This is a genomic window from Kiritimatiellia bacterium (assembly GCA_028715905.1).
In the GTDB taxonomy this organism is placed as follows: Bacteria; Verrucomicrobiota; Kiritimatiellia; order JAAZAB01; family JAAZAB01; genus JAQUQV01.
Window position 1 is genome coordinate 1 of the sequence record JAQUQV010000016.1, and the last position, 17193, is coordinate 17193.

Genomic DNA, 17193 nt, shown 5'->3' on the forward strand with positions numbered 1-17193 from the left:
GGGCCCGTAGCTCAGTTGGTCAGAGCAGGGGACTCATAATCCTCTGGTCGTAGGTTCAAATCCTACCGGGCCCACCCCAATATTTACACGCCAAATACGCATAAAACCCTTATTTATCAATACTACATTAATTTTGCGTTGCGTCAGTTTGGCGCAGATGCAAGGCGGCAAGGGCGCCGGTGTATTAAACCGTTCCATTTAAACATGATACACTTTTGCGTAGAAGTTTAAATAGGACCGGCGGATCGCCAGCAGGGAAAGTTTTGGATGGCGGCACTGCCGCCTTAGCATACTCCAAACCCTTGCCAACACAGCAGATGCGCCAAAATGACGCAACCACTTGCTCTGGCGAACATAAGTTGTTTTGCTTTTGGTATTCATAACCTGTTGGGTTAAAAACAAACATGATGCGAAAAATTGTTTGCACGTTGCAGGCATTGAAAAAAATTATTTTAACGCTTATGTTCGCGCAAAATTAAGGTAATAAGAAGGGGGGCACATACCAAAGTGTCCGGCATTTTTTTCCGGAATTACCGGTGTGGCCGAACGATTTGCCTGATTTTCGCGCCCCGGATTTGATTGCTGCCTTTTTTTTATCTTCCCGCCCGTATTCCGCTGATATTATTGGCCAATTCCAATTTTATTCGCCCCGCTCTTTGAGTTCAAAGAATTCTGAAGCGTTGATCCCGGTTTTCTAATATTGCTATTCCTAATCGGGTGTGATAGTGTTTTTGGCAAGAATCAAAATGCTATTTTGAAAAGTATAGGAAAGTTAATCATGAATGATGAAGGAATCAAGGTAAAATGTATTTATGCTGGCAATAAATCAGATTGTAACGCCTGTAGTCACGCTGTTACTCATGTAAAAAGCATAAATTGCAGCGTGCCGAGCGACGCTTGCGCGGAGGTCGGCCAAAAACATGTCAAAACAATGGTTGTTTGTAAAAACGCGATGTCAAAACAAGAATGCAATCAATGCGCTCATGCAAAACCGCATTTGATGCATTGCGGCTGTCATGTCGTTACTCAATCCTGTAATACAATCTGCGCGGAAGAAGGTAAACAGAAAAGCGGAAGCGAGAATTGTCCATGAATGAGACAACAGCGCAAAACGAAAAGGAACTCTGGTATTTTACCAGAGGCGGGCACGATCACGGGCCATTTACGAGCGACGAATTGATGGATGCCGCCAATAACGGCCATATTTTTCCAACTGATGAAGTGTGGAACGATGAGATGGACTATAAAGTGAAAGCTTCGGAGGTGGAAGGTTTATTCAAAAGCACGGCCGCCCGAGACGAACTCCATCAGCGCATCCTGCAGGCCGAACATAAAATTATGCGCGAGTTAAGGAAATCCGGGTTGGATAAAGCCTTTTCCAGCTCGCGCGCCGCACCGCACCGGGTTCCATTCGTGGATACGCTCATATCATTGCCGGGTCGTATTCCCGCCTCCCAACGTCGGATCAATGTTAAACGGATTTTGATCATCGGGGTTGTTATGGCTTTTGTTGCCATTGCGGTTTTTGTCATTACCAGGCGTTCAGCCCTGTTGCCTTATTCCATAATAGGAGGCAAAGATGTTGTCTGCCTATCTCTGTTTGAGGCCGTTACGCGCGGCAACTTTAACCAGGTTAAAGCGAATCTGGCATTGCCGGAAAATAATGTAAACGTTAAAAACTCAGACGGCTGGACGCCGCTGCATTTGGCCATTATGTTCAATCGTTTGGAAATCTCCGGGTTGTTGTTATCGCATGGAGCTGATATTCAGCCCGCAGATATGGTCCATGGGTTGACTCCTTTACACTTGGCCAGTTATCAAGGGCAGACGGAAATTGTTGACATCTTGTTGGCGCGCGGGGCGGATGTTAACGCCCGGGATGCGAGTCAGGCAACCCCGTTGCATAAAGCGGCGCTGAACGGTCACGCTGAAACTCTGCGCCGGTTGCTGGCCAAGGGCGCCGACATCAACGCCGCGCAGTCTGATGGCTGTTCGGTATTACATTTGGCCGTCGGTATGAGGCATAAGGATGCAGTCGCGGCGCTATTGGAAAAAGGGGCCATGCCTGATACGTTCAACCGTGGCGATCAAACGCCGCTTCAGACCGCCGCGATTTTTGGTTACAAGGAGATTGCCGAGCTGCTCATCGCCAAGGGTGCCAACACGCATGCCATGCAAAAAACAACATGGGCTACCCCGCTACATCTTGCGGCAGCCCATGGACAGCGGGATGTCTGCGATCTTTTATTGGCCAAAGGCGTTGAAATCAACGCAAAAACACGCCAAGATGCCACGCCGCTTCTGCTGGCCATCGTAAACGGCTCCGAGGCGGTTGCCGGCCTGTTGATTGAACGGGGCGCGGATGTCAAGCTTGGAGACAAGGCCAGCCGATTTCCGTTGTTGGAGGCCGCAAAAAAAACATCATGTTTACTTGTGCAACAGTTGCTTGACCGCGGAGCCGACCCAAATGTTAAAGATGACCTCGGCTGGACGCCGTTGCATATTGCCGCCGACGGCAACAATCTGGAATTGGCTGGATTATTGGCTGCCCGCGGTGCGGATTTAAACGTTATGATGGCCTATCATTGGACCCCATTGCGCTTGGCGGTAGAACGCGGTCAGACTGAAATAATGGTCTGGCTGATAAACAAAGGAGCAGACGGCAATATAGGTGATTATTCAAAGCTGATTCCGTTGAACGCGGCCGTGTCTGCGGGCAAAAAGAATATCGTGGAAATTCTCTTGTCCCGCGCGACCAATATCAACGTAAACGCGGTGACAACGGAAGGGCAAAGCTCATTACATGCGGCGGCGGCGAGCGGTAATCAGGAGATGGCCGTTTTGCTTATTGCCGGAGGAGCTAATCTTTATCTCAAGGATAGCGCCGGGCGGACGCCCTCCGACCTGGCCCGGGCCAATGGCTATCCGGCGTTGGCTGAGCTTTTGGAACCGAAGACTATGAAAAAACAAAACGGCAACGCGTTATGAAATATCTTACAACAATTGTCAGCATTAGTTTGATGTTTAGTACCGTATCCCGGGTTTATTCTGAGCCGGCTCCGGCCAGTAATGCCGCTCCAGTAATTGCTTTTGAGTTTTATAATTCGTATTGCTGGCCAAAGGCTTTGGAATTGTTTTCCGAGTATAAAAACAATTTGCGGCAAGGCCGGTTTGACAAGGCCGCTGCGACGCAGGCTCTGATTTATTCGTTACTTGCTACCAACGAAGAACAGACGCGGTTTTGGCAAAAAGTTATTCCAGACGGTCAGCGCCAAGTTCTGGAAATCTATCAGATTTGTCCTGACTGCAAAAACGGCCATTGTCCGGCCTGCAACGGAAAAGGGGGTTGTCCTCTGTGCCAGGGAAAAAAATATTGTTTGGAATGCCAGGGCAAAGGATCGTTTTCTAAAAAATGTACTGCCTGTCAGTGCCGGCGTTGCGGGGCCAGCGGCGTCTGTCAGATCTGTTGGGGATATAAAATTCTCAAATGTCCCGCTTGCAAAGGCACCGGTATGGCCAATCGGGAGTTGGGTCAAAAATGTCCCCAATGCGGCGGTAAGGGACGCGTTAATTGCACTGAGTGCGGTGGCAGTGGTAAATGTCCGGTTTGTGCCGGTAAAGGCCGAGTTAGAAACTGTCCCCAATGCGGCGGCAAAGGCGTGGTCATTACAAGCTGTCTTGCCTGCAGCGGCACCGGCCAATGTCTTTGCTGTCAGAATTCTGGCGTCTGCCCGGTATGTAAAGGTTCCGGCGTCTGTCCGCGTTGCGGCCAAAAAGGTATTATTATGCGTTATCGTTTTCCGGTTCAAAACGACTGGACGCGCGTATCGCCGGGGATCATTCTGCGCCGCGAACAGCCGGTCGCCACCAATCAGATATTCAAAAACACGGGCGCCGTTAATATTGCCGTCGGTTCGCATAACTTGAATCTCAATATTCAACCCGACGAGATATTCTGCATATCAGATACGGAACGGTTTGACTGGATCAAAAATCAGGTATTACAGTAATTTTGCAAGAAGGAATAATTGCCATGGTGTCCTCTAATTCCACCGATGAGCCGCGCATTTCTGACCCTGAACGCGAAGTGCTGGCCGCGGATGGCACGCAGGAGACGATTACGGAGATTGTGCCCGAAATGCTGAATCCCGAGCTGGTGGCCGAACTCCCGCTTGAATGGGCGGAGACGCACCTTATATTGCCGATCCTGTATCACGGAAAAATTCGCGTATTAATGGCCAATCCCAAGGATGTTGCCGGATTGAATCATCTGGCTTCTCTTCTTGGTATTCAACCCAATCCCGTACTGGCACCACCCGATGTTGTGACTCATGCCATCCAACAAACTTACACCGCTTTACAAGAGTTGCCGCATTCTTTTCTGGGTAAGCTCGATAAAAAGGGATTATCCATTCCGAAAAAGACGGCTTCTGACGAGGTGGCGGATCTTCTGCAAACGGCCGAAAGCTCTCCTGTTATCCAGCTTGTGAACCTGATCCTGCTGGAAGCTGTCAAATCAGGCGCCTCAGATATTCATGTGGAACCATTTGAATCCCGGCTGCGCGTGCGTTATCGGATTGACGGCTTGCTCTATGAACTGGCTAAACCGCCAAAGGATGTTGAGGCGGCCTTAATTTCCCGTTTTAAAATCATGGCGCGTATGGATATTTCCGAACGACGCCTTCCACAGGATGGCGTTACGCGCATCCGGATTGGCGATCGGGAAATTGATATCCGGGTTTCCTCGGTGCCGGTGGCCGAAGGCGAACGGGTCGTTTTGCGTATTCTCAACCGCGATTCCACACTTCTCTCGCTGGCGGAACTTGGCATGTCGGATGATATTTTCAAACAATGGCAAGCTCTGATCCGGCAGCCCAACGGAATTATTCTTGTCTGTGGTCCGACCGGTTCCGGCAAGACAACCACGCTCTACAGCAGTATCCAATTGCTTGATTATAATACCACCAATATTCTTACCATTGAAGACCCGATTGAATATCAATTGCCGAATATTAACCAGATACAGGTGCGGCCCAAGATTGGTCTGACCTTTGCCAACGGTCTGCGGCATATCTTGCGCCAGGACCCCGATGTTATTCTGGTCGGCGAAATCCGCGACTTTGAAACCGCCCAGATTGCCGTGCAGTCCTCGCTTACAGGACATCTCGTTTTCAGCACATTGCATACCAACGATACTTCCAGTGCCGTGATCCGCATCATGGATATGGGGGTGGAACCGTATCTATTAGCAGCTTCTCTGCGCGGCGTAATGGCTCAGCGGTTGGCCCGCCGCCTATGTCCTCAATGCCGGACTCCGGCCGCGTTGACCGCCAATGAACAGGAGATATTGGCGCCGTGGAAAGATAAAATAGATCTGGAGAAAATGTTAGCTCCCGCCGGTTGTGAGTCTTGCCTGGCGGGATATCGCGGCCGGGTGGGATTGTATGAGCTTATGATCGTGGATGCGGATATTTTTGAAAAACTCCGGGCGCGCCAGAGCAGCTGCCGTGAAATCCGTGAATTATCAATTCGCAACGGCATGCGTTCCATGTGGGAAGACGGCCTTAATAAAATGGCTCAAGGGATAACCAGCTTGAATGAAATCATACGCACTATAGGGGTTACATAGGGCTTGTTAATCAGCGAGACGGAGGACGCGTCCATAACATTTCATTGCATCCGATCTTTTTTTAGTTTTTTGCGCATCCTACCATCGAAGCCGAAACTCATATCCGCGAAGGAGTGCCCGTTCGGATCACCAATCCTGCCAAAACCGTGGTTGATCGTTTCAAGCATCGGAACAAAAATCGGAAGGTTGTGATTATCGCAGAAAGCGGTTGGATTCCAGTTCGCGGGCAATGGTCGTTTCCGGGCCATGGCCGGGATAAATTTTTGTCTGCGGCGGCAGGGCGGCGATGATTTTCAGGGATGAGGCCAATTGTTCCATGCTGCCCCCCGGCAAATCGGTCCGGCCGACGCTATCCCGGAAAAGGGTATCGCCGGAAAACAGAATGTGGTCATCCGGGAAATAAAAACAGACGCCCCCCGGAGAGTGGCCCGGGGTATGGATGACGCGAAAGGAGAAATCTTCCGCATGCCGGAGTTGTAATTTTCCGCTTGATGAAGGGCGGCTACCCCTTTGTCCGGCGGCGGCCGGCCCGCCCTTTGGTCCGGCCGGATCCAGCGCGGCGGATTTCATGCCCCCAAATATTTCGCCGCCCTTCAGGAGGCATTCAATCCGTCCCGGTTTTTGCGGAACTGAACAGTAAGGCGGCAATTGGTTGCTTTCCGTGAATGCCCATTTGAGGTCGGCGCCGTGCATGGCGATGGGAGCCGGAATATGTTCCTGAAGCGCCGCCAGGGCTCCGACGTGGTCGGTATGGCCGTGGGTTATCAAATAACCTTTAACCGTCAGGCGGCAATGAGCGATGGTTTTCGCGATTGCGCCGGCATCCGCGCCCGGATCAACAATCAGCGTCTCAAGCGCGCCGTTCCGGACGATGTAACAGTTGACGGACAGGTTCCCGACAACGATTTTGGCAATGGTCAGCATCTGGCATCATGAATAAACCGTGCCGCTGTGTAAAAAAATGATTTTTTTGCTTGCAATAGGCATAAATATATGATTTTCTCTATCGCAGAACAATGCCAAAACTTCAATATTGACGATTTTTAAGTCATCCATTGATGCGCTTGGCAAACAACAATAAACAGAGGAGGAGTTCAAATGGCAAAGTCCATGACAAAAAGCGATATTATCAAGGGTATTGCTGAAAAAGCGGAGATCAGCAAGAAACAAGCCGTAGCCGCCCTGGACGCGCTTGTCGCCATGGCCTATAAAGGCGCGGTAAACGGCTTCCCGATTCCCGGACTTGGCAAATTGGTTTTGGTCAATCGCAAAGCCCGCAAAGGCCGCAATCCCGCCACTGGTGAAATTATTGATATCCCGGCCAAGAAAGTCGTCAAGTTCAGGGTCGCGAAAGCCGCCAAAGAAGCGATTTTATAAAGCATATTTTCAAGCAAGTTTAAAAAAAGGCCGGGGGAAAACTTACCCGGCCTTTTTTTTTGTCCGATGAAAATCAAATTCCGGAAAATGCACGGCGCCGGCAATGATTTCATTCTCGTTGACGACCGCGCCGGAAGTTTTCCGGCCGCGGACCGCCGCTGGATCCGGCATATCTGTTCTTCCCATGACGGGATCGGGGCCGAAGGCCTGATTCTGTTGCAAACCTCGGAAGAGGCTTCTTTTTGCATGCGGTTTTTTAATCCGGACGGTTCCGAGGCCGGCATGTGCGGAAACGGCGCCCGCTGTGCGGCGCGGGCTGCCTGCGATCTTGGAATCGCGCGCAAAACGATGACCATCCAGACCGAGGCCGGCATCCTGAAAGCCACCGTGGTTAAAAAAGGCGCGCAGGTTGCCATGCCGCCCGCTTCCGGAATCCGGCTGAATTTTCCGGTGCGTGCCGGCCGCCGGGCCGTCATTTGCAGCTTTGTCAATACGGGCGTGCCGCACGTTGTCGTGGAAACAAAAAACATTGAAAACGTTGATTTGGAACGCTGGGGGCCTCTCCTGCGCCGGCACAGGGATTTCGCCCCGCATGGGGCGAACATTGATTTCATGCAGATTACCGGCAAACGCTCGTTGCGCGTGCGAACTTACGAAAGGGGCGTTGAGGCGGAGACCCCCGCCTGCGGCACCGGCATCACGGCCTGCGCGGTCGTTGCCGCTCTGAACAATAAGGTCAAACCGCCGGTGCGGGTAATATGCCGGCACGGCGACGCGTTGCAGGTTGATTTCAGGCGAAGCGGGGAAGACATGGAAGGCATCACGCTTTCGGGGCCGGCGGAATTTGTGTTTCATGGGGAAATTTCATACCCCGGGCGCCGGAATTCAAAGTGAAGCGTCCCGCGGCCGCTTCATAAATTTTGCGCAGGGGCGCGCCGGTTTTTGCCGCCAGCTTGCGGCAGTCATCGTATTCCGGCGCGCGGGTGATTCTTCGGCCCCGCCATGATCCGATTTTCACGCGCACTTTGCCGTAGGGCGTTTTGACTGTCTCTGAACACCGCGGCAGAACCGTCCGCCGGACATCATATTCCCGCACGCCGAATGTCGTACTTTCACGAAAGATAATGTCCAGCATTTCGTTCCTCTGCTCTCCGGCGCAGAGAACGGTCAGCATCGCGCCGGGCCGGTTTTTTTTCATCTGAACCGGAGTAATGAAGACATCCAGGGCGCCCCGCTCCAGGAGCCGGTTGAAAAGATGGCCGGTAAGTTCCGGCGACATATCATCCAAATTGCATTCCAGCACGAGGCATTTTTCATGGCCGGCTTCCGTGGATAGAGCGGAACGGCCCTCTCCCGCCGTTTTTCCGGCATTATTTCGGCCGCCCAGCTTATGCGGCCCCGCCTCTTTCAAATTGCCGGTTTCCAGCAAAACCGCCCTCAGGAGATTGGGGCGGTTGTTGAGTTGAAAATGCCCGAACCCGCCGCCGGCGCGCAATATTGTTGCCCCGGCCGGCGCCCGGTCTATATTTTTCCAGCTTGTCAGAAGGGCGGCGCCGGTCGGCGTAACCAATTCAAAGGGTTCCTCCGTCTGCTCAACCGCGAACCCCTTCAGCAATTCCACCGTGGCCGGGGCGGGCGAGGGCAGAATGCCGTGCGCGCATTTTATCGTTCCGCATCCAAGCGGCAGGCGGCCGAGCGCCACTTGGTCGGCGCCGAGCTGTTCAAGCGCGATACAGGAGCCGACAATATCAACGATTGAATCCAGGGCGCCGACTTCATGAAAATGGATTTCCGAAAGCCGCGCGCCGTGCGCTTTGGCCTCGGCCCGCGCCAGCCGGCGGAACACGCCGCGCGCCTGTTCTTTAACGCGGGGTGAAAGCCGGCTTTTGTCAATGAGCTTTTCAATATCATTCAGATTGCGATGCTGATGCTCATGGCCGTGCCTGCCGTGCCGGTAAATATCAACCTTGACGCGCGTGCCCCGCAGGCCGTTTTGCCGGACTGGCCGGGGTTTAATGTCAAAGCGGTCCTTGACCATTGTTTTCAGTCCGGCCCGGATTGCCTGCAAGTCGGCGCCCAGGTCCAGGAGGCAGGCCAGGATCATATCGCCGCTGGCCCCGCCCACGCTGTCAAAACAAATAATTTTATTCCGCCGGGCCTTCATCGTTTTGCGCTTTCCCCGGCGATCATCGCGGCCGCCACGCCCGCGCTGAATCCGTTGTCAATATTGACGACGGTGATCCCCGGGACACAGGAGTTAAGCATGGCCAGCAGGGCGGAAAATCCTTTCAGGTTGGCGCCGTAGCCGACGCTGGTCGGGACGGCAATGATCGGGCGGTTAATCAAACCGCCGACCACGGAAGGCAGGGCGCCTTCCATGCCGGCCGCGACCACCAGGGCGCGCGTTTCCCGCAAAACCGGCAAATGTTTGACAAGGCGATGTAAGCCGGCCACGCCGGCGTCATAAATGCGCACAACCCGCGCGCCCATGAATTCGGCGGTTAGCGCCGCCTCTTCCGCCACGGGGATGTCGGAAGTGCCCGCGCAAATGACCGCAATCTTTCCGGCAATTTCCGGGGGACGCTTGCTGATCAGCGTGATTATCCCGGCCTGCTCGTGATAAACGGCCCGCCGGCATTTTCTGCGCACGACCGTATACTGTTCGGGCACGGCCCTGGTCGCCAGGATGTTTTGCCCTGTTTTGAGCATGGCGGCCATGATTTCGGCAATCTGGCGGCCTGTTTTTCCGGGGCAGTAAATCACTTCCGGCAATCCGCAGCGTTTATGGCGGTCAACGTCAATTCTGGCAAAACCGAGGTCGCGCTCGTACTTTTGACTGATGAGCCTGGCGGCGCGTCCGGCGGACAATTTTCCGCTTTCAATGCTTTTAAGCAAATCGTCCAGGACGGCGGCGCCCTCCGAAATTTGCGGTTGGCGGTTCGTTTTTGAAGTTTTACGCATTGAATTCTATGCTTTAAAGCGTTTCCACTCCGGCCGCTCTTCCGGTTTCAACTGCTTTGCGGGCCGCGCACATCATGGCCAGGCCCTCAAAGGTGGTTTCCATGCGCACCGGCGGCTCTGCGCCGAGGAAAAAGGCTTTTATCAGCCGGAGAATATTGCGGTAACTGAACGATGGGTTCAGCACGAAAGGGAGGGCCTTTTTCTGTTCGTTGGCCGTTCCCCAGACAAAACCGCCGTAAATCCAGGTTCCCGGCGTCAGTTCAACGACGCCTTCGCGGCCGTCCTTGAATTCCACCGCCGTAACGATGGCCGCGGGCGACTCAAAAGCGCGCACTTGCGCGGCGCCCGGTCCCATGATCCGCTGGAGCGTTTCAAACGAATGCACGCCGTACCAAATAAGGGAATCGCCAGCCGGCGCGCGCCCGAGCGCTCCGAAGACATGCGCGCGCTGAACGTTGCCCGAGTTTTTTATGACTTTTTCCAGCGGCGGGCAGAACGGGATGCTGGAGCCGCACCAGACGCGCGTGTTGTGTTTTTTGGCCAGCTCAAGAATAGCCCGGCCGTCGGCCAGCGTCATGGCGAGGGGCTTATCCAGAAAAACGGGCTTGCCGAGCGCGGCAACCTTTCGGAAATATTCCAGGTGAAAACTGCCGTCGTTAATTTCCAACATGACGGCGTCGCATCCTGCCAGGGCTTCATCAATATTTTCAGTAACTTTAACGCCCCATTGCTCAAGCTGGCGCTGGCGTTTGTCCAGGCCTTCCTTGTTCTGGTAGGGGGTTTCAAACCTGAGACAGGAAACGGCCCTCATGCCCGAAACACGCTGGTTTTTCGGAGAGTCCGGCGCCTGCATACGCCTTGGAAATTCAATGCTGTGGCTTGTATCTAAACCAATGATGGCTATCTTGATCATTTTTTACCCTTCATATTGTCCAATTTATCCTGTTTTTTGTTCTTCAGATTTCTTGCGCATCCCCGTCTCTTTGCGGCTGGCCTGACGTTTTTTATAAAACCGGCCAGACTCTTTTCCCGGCCGGCGGCAATGTGCTCCGCCGAACCGACGGCGCCATCCCTGATCAGCCGGCGCGCCTGAACGCACAAGGGCGAGACGCGCAGCGGGAAACTGACCGCCACCGGCGGAGATTTCGCGCGCGAGTAAGCATTCTCAAGATCAAGGGCCTGGCGCATGCTGACGGCCACCGGTTTTTCAAGAAAAACCGGAATATCGTATCGGGCGGCCTGGATTGCGTAAAACGCATGCAAATTGCACCGCGTGCCGATCAGCAAGCCGTCCAGCCTGGCGCGGCGCGCCATTTCATCAAGGCTTTTATAAAAAACAACATCTTTGCGGTCGCATTCATCAAGCCGCGCGCGGGCGCCGGCCTCGTCCGGATCAACAATGCCGGCCACGCGGATTTCCGCCTGAAACGCCGCCGGCTCAGCCTTGCGCAACACGGCCCCGATAAAAGAGCTTATCCGATGTCCATACCCCGCCACTCCCAGACGAATGACTTTCACGATTTTGTTCTCCTCGTTGTTAAGTTCGTTCTTTTGCGCGATGTCATAATGCTCTTTTGTAAATGGTTACAAGACTATAATGATTCAGGCAAACTTCAATCAAAATATGCTCCCGCGAATTGCGCTTAATTTAATGCATAGGAATTTCAAACTTGCCGCAAAAGAGCGCAAAATCGTGGGTAGGAGCCGAACCCCTGTTCGGCGATGCATCTGGTGTTTGGAATCGCCGCATGGGGATGCGGTTCGTCCGGAATCGCCGCATGGGGATGCGGCTCCTACGTCTATTAAATACGGTTGCCGCTTTTGGCGGGAGCGAATGGTCATTCCCGCCCGGGCTGTTGACCGTCAAAAGTTGTTCCGCGCGGCTCGGCGGGGTTATAGCTTCCCAAGCAGCCGCAAAAGCCCGTCCATGATTGTCCAGGGGTGGGGCGGGCAGCCGGGGATGAGCAAATCCGTTTTGAGCAGACTGTCGGCGCCGCGGCATGTTTCCTTATGGCCGGCAAATATCCCGCCTGAAATCGCGCAGGCTCCCGCGGCGATTACAATTTTCGGCTCGGGAACTGCGGCGTAAGTCTTCTGGAGGGCGAGTTCCATGTTTTTGGTAACCGGGCCCGTGATCAGCAATCCGTCGGCATGGCGGGGCGAGGCGACGAACTGGATGCCGAAGCGGCCCAGGTCAAAGGCGGGCGTATTCAACACGTTGACGTCAGCCTCGCAGGCGTTGCATCCGCCCGCGCTTACCTGGCGGAGTTTGAGCGAACGGCCGAACAATCTCAGGGTGTTTTTTTCAAGCGCATCCGCCAGCTTCTGCTCTTTCCCGGCCAGAACCAGGTCTGCGCGCCGCCGCGCGGCGAGCGAATGTTCGCGCGAGAATTTAATTCCCTGGCCCGAACATGCTTTCTCGCATTGCCCGCAGAAAATACAGAGTCCCATGTCCAGCCGCGGCGTTTTGTCTTTTCCGGCGGACAGCGCTCCGGTCGGGCAGGATTGCACAACCCGGCCGGCATCCTTCAACGGTTGCCCGTCCAAAACCGGTCTGCCGCGGAACATTTCCGGCAAAACCGGCTCCAGGCGGGGATAGTCATAGGTTCTGTATTTTTGCCTTGTCCTTGCCTTGAAAATGTTCCACATGGCGCGTTCCTTTACAAATCATGTCCGCAATAAGAAAGATTGAAGCTTTTATTGCACAGCGGGAAGTCGGAAATCTGTTCCCGGCGCATGGCGAGGGCCAGCCCGAACCAATTATGGAACGAGGGGTCTACGATTTTATAATGCTCAAAACATCCCTCTGAATCCGTGAGGGCCACGTGGCAGATTTCCCCGCGCCAGCCTTCAACGAGGGCCGCGGTTATGGCGTCAGGCCGGAGAGGAGCCATGACCGCGCTGTTTTTGACGCCGCCACCGAGCATCGGCAGTTGTTCGCGGATGAAGGCGATGGAACGTTGAATTTCCAGCCAGCGCACGAAGGCGCGCGCAAACACGTCCCCGCTCTGCCAGGTGGAAACCGGTATTTGCGCGTAGCGGAAAATCCCGGAAGGAAAATCCTGGCGGACGTCGCGCGTTATGCCGCAAGCGCGGGCGGGCGGCCCCACCAGGCCGAGGGCCGCGGCCTCGTGGGCGTTCAAGACGCCGGTTTCTTCAAAGCGGGCCATGACCGATCCGCTCTGCCACAGCAGTTCAACCGCGCCGGCCGTGTCGCGTTCGGCGGCGTCAAGTTTTGATTTCAGTTCCGTTATGACGGCATCCCCCAGGGCATAGTCCGCGCCGCCCGGGCGGATTAAACCGCGGCCGAAGCGGTTGCCGCAGAGCATGGCGGTCATATTGAGCCAGTCGCCCCGGATCCGGCCGCAATAGGCGGCGGTCGGCAGGAATCCCACATCGCCGGCCATGGCTCCGAGATCGCCGGCGTGGTTTGCCAGGCGTTCCAATTCAAGGGCGATGGCGCGCACGATCTGGACGGCGGCGGTCAGACGCGCGGAACTCAAGGATTCCAGAACATTACAATAGGCCGTGGCATGGGCGACGGTGCTGTCGCCGGCGGCGGTTTCAATGTAATGAATGGTTTTTTTGTCCGGAGCCTTCCGGAGCCGCCTTTCAATGCCGCGGTGCTGGTAACCGAGCTCAATTTCAAGATGGAGAACATTTTCGCCGTGGCATTGGAAACGGAAATGACCGGGCTCAATAATACCGGCGTGAACCGGCCCGACGGCGACCTCATGGACCTCTTCGCCTTCCACTTGAAAGTAATCCGCCAGACCCGGCCCGGCCAACGGGAAGCAGGGCTTGCGTCCGGCGGAATAAGGGGCATGAAAGCGAATCGGTTTCAGCCAGGGATGGCCGGTCGGCGTGATGGCCCATTGTTCCGCGATCTCCCGTTCAAACCAGTGCGCTTGCGGACAATCCGGGGTAAGCGCGGGATAAGTTTCGGCGGCCAGCGCGGAGGTTGTTGCCAGGGCGCCGCGCGCGTCGTCCGCCAGCACCGCGATCAATTCCACAAGGTTGTTTTCCGCGGGATGGCCGAAAAAGGCCGCAATCCGGTTGCCGCGGCTGACGGCTTCAATGACCGCCGCCCGGAAAGAGGGCACGGTCAGCCTGGGTATGGCCGCGCGTTGAACGCTTTCGCCGTGGACGAGCGGAAGAAATGATTTTTCGTTCATGGCCGGCCTCCGGTTACTATGGCGGCGGCCAGCTCCAGGGCGTTCCGGAAACAAGCGGGCATCCAGACCCCGATCAACAGCAGGGCGGCCAGGGGCAGGATAACGATCAGCCGCTCAATCAAACGGCTGGAGGGTGCGGCAACCCCCTCCGGTTTATTGCCCCAGGCCATGTCAATGGCGTGCCGCAGGGCGCCCACAAACACAATGCCGGCCCCGGCCAGGAACAGAATGATGGCATAATATTGCCGCGCGTCCGCGGCGGCCTTGAGAATGATAAGCTCGCTCATGAAAACGGCGAACGGCGCCACGCCGATGAGGGCGAGCAGGCTTCCGAACAGTCCGCCGCCCCAGAGCGGATCAACCCGCAGGGTGCCCTTGATGGAGCGCATGTCGTGCGAGCCGTAGATCTGGCCGATGCGGCCGGCGCTGAAAAAGCCGAGCGTCTTGCAGAGGGAATGGTTCAGCGTGTGGAAGAGCGCGGCAAAGACGCCCAGCGGCCCCAGGCCGAGCCCGAGCGCGATGATGCCGATGTGTTCAACGCTGTGGTAGGCCAGCAGCCGCTTTAAATCGTGCTGGGAAAGGATGAAAACCGCCGCAATCAGAATGGAGGCGAGCCCGAAAAAAACAAGGAGATTGTTCGCCCAGAGCGAGTTGCCCTGCGCCCGGGCGGCGATCGGCAGATGGCGCATGATGCAGTAGAGGGCCATGTTAAGCATAAAGCCGGAAAATATCGCTGAAACCGGCGCCGGGGCCTGGCTGTGGGCATCGGGCAGCCAGCTGTGCATCGGCGCCAGTCCGGCCTTGGTCCCGTATCCGACGAGCAGGAATATGAAGGAGAGTTTTACCAGGCGCGGGTCCAGCGTTGCGGATATGGACTGCAGATGCGTCCACTGCAAAATGGTTGAGCCGGCCGCAAGGTTTCCGGTTGAAGCGGCGAGGAGAAGCACCCCCATGAAGGCGAAAGCCACGCCGACGGAACATACGATCAGATATTTCCAGGTTGCCTCAAGCGAGACGGCGGATATATGCAGGCATATCAGGAAGGCCGTCAGGAGGGTCGTGGCTTCCACCCCGACCCACATGACGCCGATGTTGTTTGAAATCAGCACCAGGGTCATGGCGGCCAGGGCGCCGTGCCAGATCGCCGAGAATTTCCGCGCCAGAAAATGATTCAGACGCAATGCGGCCGGTTCATTGCGGAAGTAGGAACAGGCGTAAAACGAGCTCATCAGAAAGACTATCATCATTACCGCGAGGTGATAGGCCGAAAGCGCGTCAAGCCGGAACCAGGCGTTGTTTGAGGATATTGTTCCTTTCAGGAAAACGCGGGCGACAACCCATAAATCAATGCCGGTGATAACCAGCATGCCGGCGGCGATTGAAGCCAGGACCCGCCGCGGCGAGGGCATCAGGAGGCTGATCATTCCGCTGAAAACAGGCAGAACCGCCAGCAGCCAGATCGCATTTTCAAACAAGCTCATTACATCAGCCTTTCAAGGCGCTCAATTGATCAACGTCAATATGCTCAAACTCGCGGCTGATATGATAAATCATGATCGCCATGACAAATATCGCCACGAAAGTGTCCAGGAGTATGCCGAGTTCTATCAAAAGGGGTATTTCCGAAACAACCGCCAATCCGAAGGCGGCAATTCCGTTTTCCATTACCAGGTACCCCAGGACCTGCGTTACCGCTTTTCGGCGGCTTACAATCATGAAAAGTCCGGTGAAAATTGTCCCGATTGCGCCGGGCAGGACAAGGCTCATGCCGCTTGGGGACAAAGAAAGGGGCAGTTTGGTTCCCAGCCAGAAGGCAATTACGGTCAGGGCGGTGCCGATCATGAGCGAAAATCCATAGCCCACAAACGGCTCCACCTCCCGCCGGACGGCGGCGTCGCGAACGGTATTGATCAGAAGGCGCGGGAAAACAATGCCTTTCAGAATGACCACAAAGGCGGCCAGCAGGAATCCCCGCAAAGTCAATCCTTCCTGGGCAAAGAGAGGCAGAAGTCCGATCGCGATGCCTTGCACGGCAACCAGATTTATGCAGCCCCCCAGACGGCTGCTCGCCGTCAGGGCGAGGTTGATCAGGATGAGCACCGCCATAATGTTTTCGGTCATGCCTTGCATTGTCACCTCAGCACGAGAACGAGCGCGAGAATTGAAAAGGCGCAGGCCGCGATGAGCAGCTGCGGCGCGCGCAGAAGCCGCAGGCGCGCTTTGGTTGACTCAATTATTCCGACGGCCGCTGCCAGCAGCAACATGCCGGCGCCGAACATGCCCAGGTCAAGGAGCGGATTGCCGGTGTGAGCGGGGATAAGCAGGTTGACCAGCAGAGCGCCGATCAGCCACATCTTGAGGGCCGCTCCGTAGAGGATGAACGCCAAATCGGGGCCGCCGTGGTCCAGCGCCATAACCTCATGAATCATGGTCAATTCCAGATGGGTGTTGGGATCGTCAAAAGGGATGCGGGCGTTTTCAACGAGGAAGACTATGAACCAGGCCATCAGCAGGAGAATGATTATCGGGCTTGAGGCCGCCGTCAGGCCGAATGAGAATGACTGCAGGCCATCGGCCAGCGCGAGCTGTCCGGTCATGCGGATGATCACCGCCATGCCGAGCAAAAGCGCCGGTTCGGCTAGCGCGGCAAACTGTACTTCGCGGCTGGCGCCCATGCCTTCAAAGCTAGAGCCGGTATCCAGCGCGGCAAGAACCGTGCCGAAACGCATGACGCCGAGGAGATAAGCCACGAGCAGAAAATCGCCGTTGAATGAAAAAATGGAGCCGATCCCTCCAAACGGCATGAAGGTCAGCGCCAGCATGACTGCGGCCAAACCAACCAGCGGACCGGCTTTGAATACGTAACCGGTGGCGCCGCTGTAAACCGCGCTTTTCCGCAGGAGCTTGAAAAGGTCATGGTAAGCCTGCAAAACCGGCGGCCCCCGCCGGCCGGCGAAGAAAGCCTTGACGCGATTTATCACCCCGAGCAGAATCGGCGCCGCAATCAGGGCCAGAACGTATCCGCAGACGCTTTCCAGTTTCATCAGTTAT

16 protein-coding genes and 1 tRNA gene are annotated in these 17193 nt (G+C 55.4%); 7 read left to right on the forward strand and 10 right to left on the reverse strand.

Annotated elements, in window-relative coordinates; translation table 11 throughout:
- From PHP98_04850 to PHP98_04870, 5 genes are all read left to right on the forward strand, one after another.
- A tRNA-Ile gene (locus tag PHP98_04850) sits at window positions 1-74 on the forward strand.
- A gap of 704 nt (window positions 75-778) precedes the next feature.
- Window positions 779-1093 (forward strand): hypothetical protein, encoded by a 315-nt coding sequence (locus tag PHP98_04855; protein MDD5482961.1) that lies wholly within the window; start codon window positions 779-781, stop codon window positions 1091-1093.
- Entirely contained in the window at window positions 1090-2988 is a 1899-nt protein-coding gene (locus tag PHP98_04860) for an ankyrin repeat domain-containing protein (GenBank protein ID MDD5482962.1), read from the forward strand. Before PHP98_04855 ends, PHP98_04860 begins: the two co-directional genes overlap by 4 nt.
- Window positions 2985-4010, forward strand: coding sequence for a hypothetical protein (locus PHP98_04865; protein ID MDD5482963.1), 1026 nt, complete (start codon window positions 2985-2987; stop codon window positions 4008-4010). Before PHP98_04860 ends, PHP98_04865 begins: the two co-directional genes overlap by 4 nt.
- 23 nt (window positions 4011-4033) lie before the next feature.
- Window positions 4034-5629, forward strand: coding sequence for an ATPase, T2SS/T4P/T4SS family (locus tag PHP98_04870; protein ID MDD5482964.1), 1596 nt, complete (start codon window positions 4034-4036; stop codon window positions 5627-5629).
- Window positions 5630-5821: 192 nt separating this feature from the next.
- Here PHP98_04870 and PHP98_04875 read toward each other — a convergent pair whose 3' ends face one another.
- Window positions 5822-6553 carry an MBL fold metallo-hydrolase gene (locus tag PHP98_04875; GenBank protein ID MDD5482965.1) on the reverse strand — a complete coding sequence of 244 codons (732 nt, stop codon included), beginning with the start codon at window positions 6551-6553 and terminating at the stop codon, window positions 5822-5824.
- A 174-nt stretch (window positions 6554-6727) separates the two neighbouring features.
- On the opposite strand from PHP98_04875, the gene PHP98_04880 reads away from it, so the two are divergent.
- Window positions 6728-7006 (forward strand): HU family DNA-binding protein, encoded by a 279-nt coding sequence (locus PHP98_04880; GenBank protein ID MDD5482966.1) that lies wholly within the window; start codon window positions 6728-6730, stop codon window positions 7004-7006.
- Window positions 7007-7072: 66 nt separating this feature from the next.
- Window positions 7073-7900 (forward strand): diaminopimelate epimerase, encoded by an 828-nt coding sequence (dapF, locus tag PHP98_04885; GenBank protein ID MDD5482967.1) that lies wholly within the window; start codon window positions 7073-7075, stop codon window positions 7898-7900.
- Here dapF and larC read toward each other — a convergent pair.
- The 9 genes from larC to PHP98_04930 form a co-directional block, all read right to left on the reverse strand.
- Entirely contained in the window at window positions 7827-9170 is a 1344-nt protein-coding gene (gene larC, locus PHP98_04890; GenBank protein ID MDD5482968.1) for a nickel pincer cofactor biosynthesis protein LarC, read from the reverse strand. The genes dapF and larC overlap by 74 nt on opposite strands.
- Entirely contained in the window at window positions 9167-9967 is an 801-nt protein-coding gene (gene larB / locus PHP98_04895; protein ID MDD5482969.1) for a nickel pincer cofactor biosynthesis protein LarB, read from the reverse strand. The genes larC and larB overlap by 4 nt, the downstream gene beginning before the upstream one ends.
- A 13-nt stretch (window positions 9968-9980) precedes the next feature.
- A complete protein-coding gene (locus tag PHP98_04900) occupies window positions 9981-10880 on the reverse strand; it encodes a Gfo/Idh/MocA family oxidoreductase (GenBank protein ID MDD5482970.1) in 900 nt (299 codons plus the stop codon).
- The gene (locus tag PHP98_04905) at window positions 10877-11485 is read right to left on the reverse strand and encodes a Gfo/Idh/MocA family oxidoreductase (GenBank protein ID MDD5482971.1); all 609 of its coding nucleotides are present in this window, start codon (window positions 11483-11485) and stop codon (window positions 10877-10879) included. Before PHP98_04905 ends, PHP98_04900 begins: the two co-directional genes overlap by 4 nt.
- A gap of 375 nt (window positions 11486-11860) precedes the next feature.
- On the reverse strand, window positions 11861-12616 hold the full coding sequence (locus PHP98_04910; GenBank protein MDD5482972.1) for a hydrogenase: 756 nt from the start codon (window positions 12614-12616) through the stop codon (window positions 11861-11863).
- 11 nt (window positions 12617-12627) lie between these two features.
- Window positions 12628-14142 carry an NADH-quinone oxidoreductase subunit C gene (locus tag PHP98_04915; protein MDD5482973.1) on the reverse strand — a complete coding sequence of 505 codons (1515 nt, stop codon included), beginning with the start codon at window positions 14140-14142 and terminating at the stop codon, window positions 12628-12630.
- Window positions 14139-15623 (reverse strand): proton-conducting transporter membrane subunit, encoded by a 1485-nt coding sequence (locus PHP98_04920; protein MDD5482974.1) that lies wholly within the window; start codon window positions 15621-15623, stop codon window positions 14139-14141. The genes PHP98_04915 and PHP98_04920 overlap by 4 nt, the downstream gene beginning before the upstream one ends.
- A 4-nt stretch (window positions 15624-15627) precedes the next feature.
- Window positions 15628-16263, reverse strand: coding sequence for a hydrogenase (locus PHP98_04925; GenBank protein ID MDD5482975.1), 636 nt, complete (start codon window positions 16261-16263; stop codon window positions 15628-15630).
- Between the two features lie 11 nt (window positions 16264-16274).
- Window positions 16275-17186, reverse strand: a complete 912-nt coding sequence (locus PHP98_04930) for an NADH-quinone oxidoreductase subunit H (GenBank protein MDD5482976.1) — start codon at window positions 17184-17186, stop codon at window positions 16275-16277.
- Window positions 17187-17193 lie beyond the last annotated feature (7 nt).